Annotated in this window: 7 protein-coding genes; 1 reads left to right on the forward strand and 6 read right to left on the reverse strand. The window is 59.6% G+C overall.

Going from position 1 to position 13,471, the window contains the following annotated elements:
* From GFD25_RS05465 to GFD25_RS12175, 4 genes are all read right to left on the reverse strand, one after another.
* On the reverse strand, positions 1-2,513 hold a 2,513-nt coding region (locus GFD25_RS05465; protein ID WP_163230736.1), incomplete at its 3' end, for a polyribonucleotide nucleotidyltransferase.
* 383 nt (positions 2,514-2,896) lie between these two features.
* The gene (gene rpsO, locus GFD25_RS05470) at positions 2,897-3,166 is read right to left on the reverse strand and encodes a 30S ribosomal protein S15 (RefSeq protein WP_163230738.1); all 270 of its coding nucleotides are present in this window, start codon (positions 3,164-3,166) and stop codon (positions 2,897-2,899) included.
* A gap of 238 nt (positions 3,167-3,404) precedes the next feature.
* Entirely contained in the window at positions 3,405-4,115 is a 711-nt protein-coding gene (locus GFD25_RS05475; protein WP_163230740.1) for a hypothetical protein, read from the reverse strand.
* Between the two features lie 138 nt (positions 4,116-4,253).
* A complete protein-coding gene (locus GFD25_RS12175; RefSeq protein WP_239512417.1) occupies positions 4,254-4,922 on the reverse strand; it encodes a hypothetical protein in 669 nt (222 codons plus the stop codon).
* Positions 4,923-6,105: 1,183 nt separating this feature from the next.
* Here GFD25_RS12175 and GFD25_RS05485 point away from each other — a divergent pair.
* Complete coding sequence (locus GFD25_RS05485) at positions 6,106-7,332, forward strand: FRG domain-containing protein (RefSeq protein WP_163230742.1); 1,227 nt, start codon at positions 6,106-6,108, stop codon at positions 7,330-7,332.
* Between the two features lie 233 nt (positions 7,333-7,565).
* Here GFD25_RS05485 and GFD25_RS05490 read toward each other — a convergent pair whose 3' ends face one another.
* Complete coding sequence (locus tag GFD25_RS05490; RefSeq protein ID WP_163230745.1) at positions 7,566-9,068, reverse strand: isopeptide-forming domain-containing fimbrial protein; 1,503 nt, start codon at positions 9,066-9,068, stop codon at positions 7,566-7,568.
* 219 nt (positions 9,069-9,287) lie between these two features.
* Positions 9,288-13,295, reverse strand: coding sequence for a SpaA isopeptide-forming pilin-related protein (locus tag GFD25_RS05495; RefSeq protein WP_163230747.1), 4,008 nt, complete (start codon positions 13,293-13,295; stop codon positions 9,288-9,290).
* Positions 13,296-13,471: the final 176 nt, after the last annotated feature.

Raw genomic sequence — 13,471 nt, forward strand, 5'->3', positions numbered from 1 at the left:
TCGCGATCGGAACGACGATCGTCACGATCGTCATAGTCACGATCCGAACGACGACGACGCGGACGATCATCGTAATCGCGATCGGAACGACGATCGTCACGATCGTCATAGTCACGATCCGAACGACGACGACGCGGACGATCATCGTAATCGTCGTCATCGTCGCGACGCGAGCGGCGCGGACGGTCATCATAATCGCGATCGGAACGACGATCGTCACGATCGGAACGACGGCCACGGCCGCCACGACGGTCGTCACGATCACCGCGATCGCCACGGTCGCCGCCGCGACGGCCAGCGCCGGATTCCTGGTCCTCGAAGCCCGGGATCGCGAGGCTGATCTTGCCGCGATCGTCCACGCCCTGCACGACGACCTCGACGGTGTCGCCTTCCTTGAGCACGTCCTCGACCGCGTCGATGCGCTCGCCGTTGGCGAGGTTGCGGATCTGCGAGATGTGCAGCAGGCCGTCGGTGCCCGGGGTCAGGTTGACGAACGCGCCGAACGACGTGGTCTTGACGACCTTGCCGTTGTACGTCTCGCCGGCCTGCGGCACGTGCGGGTTGGCGATCTGGTCGATGATGGCCTTGGCCTTCTCGGCCGCCTCGCCGCCTTCGGAGGAGATGAACACGGTGCCGTCATCCTCGATGGCGATCTCGGCGCCGGTGTCCTCCTGGATCTGGTTGATGTTCTTGCCCTTCGGTCCGATGATCTCGCCGATCTTGTCGACCGGGACGGTGGTGGTGATGATGCGCGGGGCGAACTCGCTCATCTCGGCCGGGCCGTCGATGCACTCGTTGATGAGGTCGAGGATCGTGGTGCGGGCCTCGTGCGCCTGCTGGAGGGCACCGGCGAGGATATCGGCCGGGATGCCGTCGAGCTTGGTGTCGAGCTGCAGGGCGGTGATGAACTCGGCGGTGCCGGCGACCTTGAAGTCCATGTCGCCGAACGCGTCCTCGGCGCCCAGGATGTCGGTCAGGGTCTTGTAGATGTGCTGGCCGTCCACGTCGCCGGACACGAGGCCCATGGCGATGCCCGCGACCGGGGCCTTCAGCGGGACGCCCGCGGCGAGCAGGGACAGGGTGGAGGCGCACACGGAGCCCATCGAGGTGGAACCGTTGGAGCCGATGGCCTCGGAGACCTGACGGATCGCGTACGGGAACTCCTCGCGGCTCGGCAGCACCGGCACGATGGCCTTCTCGGCGAGGGCGCCGTGGCCGATCTCGCGGCGCTTCGGGGAGCCGACGCGGCCGGTTTCGCCGGTGGAGTACGGCGGCATCTCGTAGTTGTGCATGTAGCGCTTGGTCTGCGGACCGGACAGCGCGTCGATCTGCTGCTCCATCTTGAGCATGTTCAGCGTGGTGACGCCCAGGATCTGGGTTTCGCCGCGCTGGAAGAGGGCGGAGCCGTGGACGCGCGGCACGATGTCGACCTCGGCCGACAGGGTGCGGATGTCCTTGAGGCCACGGCCGTCGATGCGGTAGTCCTCGGTGAGGATGCGACGGCGCACGATCTGGCGCTGCAGCTCCTTGAACGCGTTGCCGAGTTCCTTCTCCTTCTCGGCGTCGTCCATGTCGGTGAACTCGTTGGCGAGGATCTCGCGCACGTGCTCCTTGATCTCGTGGATGCGGTCCTGACGCGGCAGCTTCTCCGCGATGGACAGGGCCTCGTTGAGGTCCTCGTGCGCGATCTCGTCGATGCGCTTGTACAGCTCGTCGGTGTACTCCGGGAACAGCGGGAACTCCTTGGTGGCCTTCGCGGCCTTGGCCTTGAGTTCGTTCTGCGCCTCGCAGATGACCTTGATGAACGGCTTGGCCGCTTCGAGGCCCTGGGCCACGACGGCCTCGTCCGGCTTGGTCTGGCCCTCGTCGTAGATGAGGTTCCAGGCGTTCTTGCCGGCGCCGGCCTCGATCATGGCGATCGCGACGTCGCCGTTCTCGACCACGCGGCCGGCGACGACGATCTCGAACACGGCGCGCTCGCGCTCGCTCCAACGCGGGAACGCGACCCACTGGCCGTCGATCAGGGCAAGCCTCACGCCGGATACCGGACCGCTAAACGGCAGGCCGGAGATCATGGTGGACGCGGAGGCCGCGTTCAGCGCGATGACATCGTACGCGTCATCCGGGTTGATGGCGAGGACGGTCTCGACGACCTGCACCTCGTTGCGCAGCGTGTGCGGGAACAGCGGGCGCAGCGGACGGTCGATGATGCGGCAGGCGAGGATGGCCTCGCTGGACGGACGGCCTTCGCGGCGGAAGAACGAGCCCGGGATCTTGCCCGCGGCGTACATCTTCTCTTCCACGTCGACGGTCAGCGGGAAGAAGTCGTAGTTCTCCTTCGGGCTGGAACCGGCGGTGGTGGTGGACAGGATCATCGAATCGTCGTCGAGGTAGGCGGCCACCGCGCCGTCCGCCTGCTGCGCGAGACGACCGGTCTCGAAGCGCAGCGTGCGCTTGCCGAACGATCCATTGTCGATAACGGCCTCAACGGCCTTGATTTCGGGACCCTCCATAGGGTTCCTCCTTTGTTTTCTGTTATTTCCTACAGTTACCTACTGCTTTTGCCGAACCGGCGAACCGCTGTCCCGCGATCCGTTCGGCCAAGCCATTCCTCTGCCATGCGTCCGTACTTGCGTACGTATCTTCCCGAACGCGGATGTCCGGCCGCGCCTCTTCCTCCCGGCGCGACGGCCATTCCTCATCGTTGCGCGGGACTCCCCGCGCTGAACCTCTGTCAGATTCCAGACTTACTTGCTATTTTGCGTTTCACCCTCAGACAGAAACACCGGCCGTGATCGGCCGTGCGGCACCCTGCGATGCCATGCGTGGAGTCCCGCGAACCACGCGCAACACCACGCAAAAGCGCCCGAGCAATAATTGCCCGGGCGCAAAGTTGTTATCGGCGCAGACCCAGCTTCTCGATCAGGGCGCGGTAACGGTTGATGTCGACGCGCTTGAGGTAGTCAAGCAGACGGCGACGGTCACCGACCATCAGCAGCAGACCACGACGGGAGTGGTGATCGTGCTTGTGCTCCTTGAGGTGCTCGGTCAGGTCGGCGATACGCTTGCTCAGCAGCGCGACCTGGACCTCCGGCGAACCCGTGTCACCTTCGTGGGTAGCGTACTTGGCGATGATTTCCTGCTTTTCTTCCGTCGTAAGTGCCACGGAATCCTCCTTATGTTGCTGCGCGGTGCACCCGGCACTGTGCCGGTGCGCTCTCAATCCGCGGGCGAAACACGCCAAGGGGATAGTGTACGTTGCGGGGCGGACTTACGCGGGCGGACTTGCGCGCCACTCCCCCTCTTGGCAGAACGGGCTTGCACCACTCTCCCCTCGTGGCGGTTTCCGCTCGCCTGCGGAATCGTCAGCGAGCGAAAACCGCCACGCATGCGACCGGCCCGCGTCACACCGCAGTCAGCAGACCGCCGAACATCACGACGAGCAGCGCGACCGTTTCGATCAGGAAGAACAGGATGAACGACGCCCAGCTGCGCGTGAGCACGTTGAGCGGCGAATCCTTCTTGATGAGCACCAGCAGGCCCACCCACACGACCGCGTACGCGGCCACGCCGAATCCGGCCGCGATGATGCCGAGGTTCGTCGCGTTCGCAAGCGACGCCGCGTCGCCATACACCACGTACGTCGAATACCAGAAGTTGATCTTGAGCAGGCTCAGTCCCGCCACGAACTGTTCGGCGGCCAGGCCGACCACGAACACGATGCGCCACAGCCAGGTCTGCGATTCGACGATCGCCATGCCGAGACCGGTGAGCGCGACCAACGTGACCATCCACGACAGGAACGCCAGTCCGCGCGGATCGAACGCGCTCATGTGGGAGACCAGCCATTCGGTACGCTGCACGGCGAGCGTACGCCCGAACCAGTAGGGGGCGATGATCGCGACCATCACCGCGGCGATGTACGCGCCCCACTGCGCCGGGTGGGAACGACGACGTTCGATATCGGCGAGGGACAGATCCGATTCGGGGATGGACGGCGTGGGATGCTTCGACACGTCGACCTCCTCGATCTTGCCGCCGACGATTTCGGTCGCCTCGTTCGATTCGGGTTCCGCCACGCTCGCCGATCGCGTTGATTGAGCCGATTCCGTCATGCGTCCGCCTTGCTGTCGAGCCGATCGCCCGCGCTGTGCGGGCTGTGTTACGCGAAGACCATAGTAGCGCGCCGAGGCGGCATTGTCCCGCATGGTCGGGGACGTTGCCGCACTACTGACGCGAACGGTCGGAGATGGTCACGAACGGCTACGAGTGGATACGGATGGCGCCGCGCCGACATCCGCCGGCGTCACGACAGGCGTTCGCCCGTCCCGACCTCCGAGGCCGTCATCGTTGCCGCCGGCCTCGTCTTTCCCCATCCTCGCCGAGGATGACGTGTCGTCGGCTTTGCGTCGCAATGCGGCACGCAGTTTCTTCACCTCGCGTTCGAGTTCGTCGATGCGGCGGACCTGCTGCGCGATGATCACGTCGCGCAGGTCACGATGGGCACCGGACCGCGCATGGCGGCGCTTGGCACCGGACTCGTCGTCGATGACGTTAATGACGGATGCGAACGATTCATCGTCGATGTCGTCGATCGACGGCTCATCCGATTCGTCGGATTCGTCGGCGGTGCGCGCGCCATGCATGGAACTGGTCACCTGCTGCACGCCGAACTGCATCGCCTCGGACCGGCGCCAGCGTTCGAAGCACCGTTCGATGCGCTTGTGGCCGATCAAGGACAGGTCAAGCCCGGCCTCGCGGAACAACTGGACCGGCGAAGCGCCTTCCAGATAGCGTCGAATGCAGTACCGTTTAAAGGAATCCGAGTAGGTGATGCGTTTGGCCGATGCCTCCACCACGGCCGGCAACGACCTGAGGTATTCCACCTCTTCCGCGCTGAACACGCCTCCTCCGCTGGTCATGTCTTCTCCCTCACACAGCGAAATTCAGTTCTCGTCATTGCATCGCGGGAAGCCAGCGGCATGAGGTGCCCCGATATTCCTCCACAATGCTCACCAAGTCTGCCCGGCAGCCCCCGATACCACTTCACCCGAGAATCGCTTGTCCGCTTGGTTAATGGATACATTAATCCCCCGTTAACGCCAACAAATACCCCCTATTAAGCGGCGTGTTTACCCCTTTGAACATGACCCTTTCTAAGGGGGCATTCATTTATGCGCGCAGTCGGGTCGCGCCGCAGGATCGCGTCGATGGCGTCAAGACGATCCATGCATTCATGCGCAGCCGGGTCGCGCGACGGGCTTTGTACGCGGGTACGCATGCGGGAGCCGCCATGAACGAGCGTGCGTACGCGTGGGTTTGCAGACGATGCGGCGGCGGTCGGTCCCATGCGCTCGAATGCCAGGAAACCTTGCGTACACGGATTTGCATGCTGGATTATCTTCCCGTTCAGGAACGGGTTGCATACGCGGGGCGCGGGGCCGGGGAATGCGAGCGGACTTGCATGCGGGACGGCGCGCGAGCCGCGCTTGCGCCGCATCGGGAGCGGCCTTTGCACATGACGGCCGGCGAGCGACATGGGCGTTCCGCCGTTTTTTGCCACGGTAAGGGATTTGATGACGGAATTGGCTACAGGGACAAGAATCGTGCCACGGTACAGGATTTGACACCGAAATCGGCTACCGGGACAGGAAATCGCGCCACGGTAACGCAAAATCAAGGGAAATCCGCTACCGTGGCACGCCGGCTTGCCACGGTAGGCGCGTTAATCGATGCACGGCATTACCGGGACAAATCGCGAATCCGCAAATCCTTGGAAATCCGCCATTTTCAAAAATCGCTGATTCTCGGCACGCAGAGTCCTGTGCCACGGTACCGAATTCGGCGCCAAAATCGCCCACCGTGGCAAGAAAATGTGCCACGGTAACGGTTCCCATACCGAAATCGCCTACCGTGGCGAGAGAATTGCCACAGAACCCCGAATCGGCGCAATTCGGCTACCGTGGCGAGCGCGCTAACCGCCACCCGGGAATGCATGATGCCAAGCATGCGCCCCTACCGCGGCACGCGTGGAAACCATCCCGAGGAAACCGCCCGCCCGCCATACACTGGGAACCATCTTCTTCCAAGGATTGCGAGGCGCTCATGACATCATCCGTGGCATCCAGCTGGAGCTATCACAATATCTGCGATACAAGGGGATTGAAGATTTCAACCGTGATCACCACGAATCATTTGCCCATCTGCGTCATCGATATCAATGACATCGATTCACTGACGCAAGCCGTCGGATACCTGAAATACCAGACCCAAGGCCCCGTGTTCTTCCGCGGGCAACACTCGATCTACAACCCGCTGATCCCTTCGCCAAGCTCACGACGGCCCAATACGTGCGGCATCTCAGGCCGCGCCCCGAATGACACAGAAGCCACGACATTCATTTACGACACGATCAAGCTCGCAGCCAAATGGCCCGATGACATCAATTGGTCATCCGAAACCCTGCTGTATGCGGACAAGCCATCGGGCACCAATAACCTTCTGAACGGCGATGTGCCGCTTTATGCCATGGAACCTTTGCTGCAGCACTATGGGCTCAACACGCGTTGGCTCGACCTCACCGATTCCCTGCCGTATGCCCTGTTCTTCGGACTGGTCAGATACAGCAGCAAGCCATTCATTCCACAATGGAAATACGACGAGGGGGCCGTACAGGACGGTGCGGCCTCAGGAGACCTGACTTACCGTAGGGAAAGCTGTTTTTCGCGAGTGGTGAAGAATGTCATCACCATGATCCCCACAAGACGCAAGATGCCCAAGTATTATCCATACATCTACCTGTATGCGATTACACCCGGAAATACCGTCGCCGCACGAGTCAATAGCACGAGAGACGGCATGACCCCATTGCCCGGGTTGTCTCTGTGCGAAGGCGGTTATGTCATCGACATGCGACAGGCGGTCCCGTCCTACTATCTTCGTCCGCATATGCAGCATGGGCTGCTGTGGAAACCACTCCCGTATTTGCTGCGCGATACTTTTTGGCAAGGACACAGGAACGTGCGATTCCGTATCTTCCGCATTCCCACCGAGACGGTATTGAGATGGCTGGGCAACGGTGACATGTTCGCAATCGACGGAATATATCCGCCGCTACGCCATGCCATCACCACCCCCGATGGGAAAAGCACCCAAGAGAAGGATGTTGATTACGGATTCCAGCAGTGGGAGCGGAATTTATATCAGGTAACATACGATCCGACATTCGTTTATGAGGCTAGTCTGCACAAACCAGAACAGGCCATGAAACGTTTCTCGCATTTGCAGAACTACATCACCAGCGAAACGTATTTCCGCGAGCTGATGCGGTAGGTGACGGCACGGGCGACTACGGGCAATACTTTCCTAGGATCGTTCGAATGTGGAGCGATGGAGCCTAGCTGTCCTGCGATCACGGGTCGTCCGCAATCGCAGGACGAGCCGTCATGCGAAGCATGACTGAGGGGGCAGTCACAGCACTGTACATACAAAAAACGTGATGGCCACAGCGGGAAACTGTGGCCATCACGCTTGTGCTATGCGATGTCAGTCAGTCGACGTTGGCGTCAGGCGCGCAGGGCGCGCTTGGCGGAACGGGACTTGACGAACACGGTGCCGGCAGCCGCGGCGAGCAGCAGGCCAACCATCGTGAACAGCGCGGTGCCGGCGGCACCGGTGAGCGGCAGCTCAGTGGCCGACTTGACATTCAGCACCGTCTTATTGTCCTCATCGACCAGATTGTACGGATCGCTCGTTGCCGTAGTTGTGAACGTAGCAACGCCATCTGCAATCTTGACATCGAAGGTAGCCGTGACATTCATGTAACCAGCAAGCGGCGTGTCCTCAGTCACGGTATACGTTCCGTCGGCAAGACCGGCAAAACGAACGACACCCTTCTCGCCATCGACAGTCGAAGACTTCACGGTAGCGTTGTAGTTAGCAGGCAGGGCCGGAGTATCAGTACCCGCCTTCGGGGCGATAGTGAAGCCAACACCATCAATACCGTCATTCTGAGCATTAATCTTGGTGAACTGGAACGGAGTCGTCTTCACGGTCACCTCGGTATTTCCAGATGTAACCGTGCCAGTGATCTTCGCATCGTTCACATACTGTCCATTTCCAGGCTCAGCCTGGGCGGTAGCCTTGTAGTCAATCTCAACGGCATCGCCGACAGTGAATTTCATCGCATCGATCGCAATTGTCAGCGTCTTCACATCAGCAGTCGGATACGTAACGGTCACACCCTCATGGGTAATCGGAGTAGTCGCCGTATCGTCATAGACAGTCACGCCGCCGATCTCGACCTTGACAGACTTGTCGTTGATCTTGAGACTGTCGGACGGGGTATCGACGAAATTGTAGTTGTACGAATCCTTGCCATTCCAATTCGGGATCTTACCGGTCAGTTCATAATCGATTACATCGCCAACGGTGATGGTCTTCTGGGTAGCCGTCTTGCCCGGAGCCGGAGTTCCGGTCGGCTTCAAATAGGCAACGCCATTGGCTGCAGTCGTCGCAGCAAAATCAACGTAATTATTGCCATTGAAAGCCTGGGTGCCGACGAACACAGCGTTACCATTGGCGTCCTTGATCAGATACCAACCGGATTCCAAATTGTTGAACGTTGCAGTCAAGCCATCCTCGGAAATCGTGGGATTCTTGATAGCGTCAGCCCCAGGATTCTTCACCAGTTCAGCAGCAAACTGAGTAAGATCGGCCGCATACGACGACTGCGCCGCATAAAAAGACACCCAATCCGGGTAGCCACCCAGATCGGTCTTGTTCAACGCCGTAGCCGCAGTGGCGGCAGCATTCTTCACCGCATCGTTGGCAGCGGTCACGTCAACATACGAAACCTTGCCATCGGCGTCATACTGCAGGTTCGAGTATGAACCGATACGATATGCGGTCAGATCCGCAGCCTGCAAAGCCGTGGTATTCGACGCACGCAACGTAAGCGTTGCAGAGGCATCGGCATCGGCCGCGTTGGCGGTGGTGGCGCCGAGGGCGAGACCACCGAACAGGGTCGCCGCAGCGGCGACGCCCGCGAAAAGCTTCCTCAACTTCATGAGAAACCCTCTCTTCCTTGATTTCCTTTGTGATTATTTGGTTATTGCTATTTCTGCAACCGCGGAGGCTCCGGCCCCAACCGAGGCCTTCGCGATCCGCAAATCTTTGATTGTCCCGAAGGACTCCCGCCCTCCGGTCATTCGCCCGACCGAGCGATGCCCGTCAATCCCCGTTCCGACGAACCTGGGACCAACGGCACCGCCGACCGGACGGACGCGTCACACGCCCAACGCCTTGCGACGCCGGTACTCGTAGGTCAACGCCAACGCGGCAGCCGCCAGCGCGGCGAACACGCCACCGCCGATCAGCCAGTCACGCGCCGACGCGTCACCACCCGTCAACGGCAGCGACGACACCGCGACGTACGCGTTCACGAAGGTGGGAATGGAGCCCGCGGTTCCCGTATCCGGATTCGGCTGATCGGTCGAATCTCCGTATCGGGTCACCGCCGTGCAGGCACCATCGGCTTCGGAGCAAGTCACCACAACCGTCACCTTGAAACCGGTGTCGCCGTTGAGCTTGTTCAGACCGCCGGTGTCATAGCTCCAACCGGCAGGCTTATCCGTCGGCACGATCTCCTTGATACGGAATTCGTACGTCTTGTCCTCGGCAGGGAACGTCAGACGAGCGAAATCCAGCTGTTTTTGGCCCTTTGAACCGGTATCGATCGGGCCGTTAGTGGTAGCCTTGATCGTCTGATCCTTGTTCAGTGCGGTCTCGCCGTTGTTGCCCGCATACGTGACCGTATCGTCACCGGAACCATCGACTCGGGTGAGATCGAACTCGAAGTTCGACTTGCCATCCCAAGCCTTGCCTTCGACGCGTTTGATCACCGAAATCTGCTTGGTGGGCTTGTTCGACTTGTCTCCGATGATGACCGTGGTCGTGCCGGAGAACAGCTTGGTCGTATCGGGATTGTTGTACGGAGCCTGCGACAGATCGAGTTTCAACGCCGTGTTACCGCATTTTTCACCCGGATAATCGGTCGCGCAATCATAGTTCTGCTTGGCGCCGAACCACGACCAACCAGTGCTGCTGTAGTAACCGACCTGACTCTTGCCGTCCTGATTACCGCTCAAACCGTATTCGAGAATCACGCCGTTGCCACCGTACGACAAATCGACCTTGCTGCCGACTTCGTCCGTCCACGTCAGCTTACCGTCGGCGGTCAAAGTACCGGTCCGCTTGTTGACCGTGATGTCGTGCATGGTCTGATCAACCTGATCGGCATTACCGGTCTGCGCCATGGAGGCGACCAACGATCCGACGCCCACGCGGGTTGCGACAAGGTCATTGTCCTTACCCGCGTCGGCATGCACGCCGTTCACGTCGACGATCACCTTCACGTAGTTGTCGTTGACCTGATATCCCTTCGGAGCAGCAGTCTCCTTGAGGTAATACGTGCCTTCAGGCAGTTCCTTGTCCGTACCGTCACCGTCAGTCTGGCTCGGGAACACCGCTCCACCGGTCAGGTCCATGCCGGTGGCGTTGCCGTCGGAAGCAACCTTGCGCACCATGTCCTGTGTCTTGGCGGTATCGAACGGTGTTATGCCGTCCTTCGGCGTGACCTTGCCTTCGGCGTCGACCGTCACCTGATCCGCGGTATACAACACGAACGTCGCCTGCTTGTCGGCATCGGTCTGGCCATTCGTGTTAACGCTGATCGGGTTGCCGTCCTCATCGGTCTTCTGCACGAACAGGTAGTTCTTTATGTTCGTGATCTGCAAGCGGGATGCGAACACACGCGAGAACTGATTGCCGGTCAGGCGCACGGTCGTGCCCTGCGCATTGCGCAGATAGTAGCCGACCGTGAACTGCGTGTCCTTCTTGTTCGCGGCATTCAGCATGTTGTAGTAATACCGGATATCGCCGGGCAGGTTCTCCAAGGAAACCGTGTAGAAGCCATCCTGCTTCTTGAAATCGAAGTGCGTCACCTTGCTGGGGTCCACGGTATCGATGTCGCCGATCGGATCCGACAGATCCCATCCATTGATCGGATCACCGGTGACGATGCGCCACGTATCCGCATCCGAGGGAACAGTACCGTAATGCTTCGAGTCACGCTTGAGAATAACCGCGAACAGCTCGCCGCCATTGTCCAAAGCATCTTCGATCTCGGTCTCGGAATGCTTGTTTCCGTCAACATCGGTGACGTCATTGATGTTGGTGATCGTCACCGTTTCCTTGGCTGTGGCATAAGCGCCCGTCTCCCACAGATATGCCGGGTCGGCAAGCAACAGACCGGTCTGTCCGACGTCCTCTCCGCCTGTGTAGTACATCAGCTTCGTATCGGCCGCGGTACGGTACCCGGATGGCGTTGTCGTCTCCTTCAACACGTAATGCGTGATCTTGTTGTTGGGATCCTTGGCATACATATCGAAATTGATGCGCTTGTGCGTGGAGTTGTCGATGAACGTGAGAATGCCCTCATCGTTGGTGGTTCCGTTGGCCACCAGATCGGCATCCGTGTACTTGTAGTCGGCATCGGCCTTGTACAGATCGAATGACGCGCCCGAGATGGGGTTGCCGTTCTGGTCGACCTTGATCATGTCGTTCGCCGGGCGGGAGGCAAGGTTGGTGCTCAGCTGCAGGTTGGAATTGCCGTTGCCACGCTCAAGGTAGAAGAAGTCAAGCGTATGTTCGCTTTCGTCGATGAACGTGTTGCCGTTGAAATCGTCGGCGGTAAGCACATTCCCGTTGCTGTCCGTCTTGCCGAGCATCAAAGATCTCAACGTCGTTTCCTTGAATACCGTGCTGGAATCGTATGAAGCGCCGTTCCTGATGATCACGTCACCGGTCTTGAAGTCGATGTTGAGCGTCAGACGATCATGCAGACCGCCCAAGTCGCCGACGAGAATGCCATCGATGTACACCCACACGTCATCATCACCAGAGAAATTGAACTGCATGTTGGTGCCATTGACCTGGCCGCCGGTCGGCTGCGAAAACTCAGAATTCATATGCAGGCCGAAATAATGACGCAGATTCGCGTTATACGAGGTAACGTTCTCGTTCATGGCAAGCGTTCCGTCGGCGTTGGTCCTGTTCGGGCTTTGGAACACTTGACTTGCCGAATTGAACGGGAAGAACTGGCCGTCCTGCTTATCAGCGACGAGCTGCCGATCTGCTGAGACGGCCTTGCCGTCATACAGCACGAACGAGTTCGACGCACTATCGTAACTGGCAAAATTCTTCTGGCTGTCGTACTCGTACAGGCCGTTATTGTCGTTCAATTGCAGCAGGCCACTGACATTGGAAAACGTTTGTTTGCCATTAGCCGCAATGCTCGGATCGAACAGATAATTCAAGGATTCATCATCGCCGGTCGTCGCATTCGTAGATGTCGTAAGAGAACCTCGACTACCTAGGTAGTGATTACCCCGAGCCAATACCGGATAGCCGCCCTTAAGGGTATCTGTTACGATTCCGGAGAACGGGCCACCACGATTGGTATACCGCTGGTCGCTATCGGTTGTCTTACCGGTCCAATTGTTCATACTGCCGTTATTAGGCGCGTTGGTTCCCGAGTTGCCGCCTTCGGTACCGAAACCATTACGGGAGAATTTCAACGAATGGTTCTCGTTGATGCCGCTGAACATTCTGTCGTAGGAATCTATGCCGTTAGTATCGTCGACATCATTCTGCCCGCTGATCCAGTAATCGAACAGGTCCATTTTCACGTTCGACGGGGTAATGCCCTGCACCGTATGCTTGGCATACGACGGATCGGCGGTGAAATCAGCGGCAGTGGATACACCGGAGTCAGTACCAGAATCCTCTGCGTCTTTCTGCGCATCATCCGCTTTCTGCGCGTCATCGGACACGTTGGTCTGCGACTGGTCGGACTGCTTCTCGCTGGCCGTCGTGTCGAACTTTTGATCGTCCGAAGCGGATTGATCGGTCGATTCGGCGTCCGCGGTACCGGTCGCCGTATCGGACTGATCGTCATTACCGGTCTTGTCCGTGTCGGTCGTGCCATCCGTGGTGCCGGTCGCGGCGTCACCGTTGGTGTCGCCGTCGGTCTGCGGGGTGGTTTGCTGGACGGTCGTGGTGTTCGTATCGGTCGTGGTGTCGTCGCCGTCGTCGCTCCCCAAAGCGAACGCCGTACCGGAGATCGCCAGCGTGGCCAGCATCGCCACGGCCGACACCGATGCGACCAGGCGCGTCGCGTTCTTGCGGTGCGCCTTGGCCGTCGCCTCATTCCATAGGTTCGAAATCTTCTTCATAGCCTCATCCATCGCCTATTCGTTTCAGCGCGCGCTGCTTGACGAGCCAGTACACGCCCACTAATTGGCGAGGCTAATGCCCCCGTACTCACAGTGCATACACCCCCGTAGGGTGCATGACAATCCCCTATCATCCTCGACATGGCGGAATCAAGCCGAACATATCCCCACGAATT

This window comes from Bifidobacterium aerophilum (assembly GCF_010667685.1).
GTDB lineage: Bacteria > Actinomycetota > Actinomycetes > Actinomycetales > Bifidobacteriaceae > Bifidobacterium > Bifidobacterium aerophilum.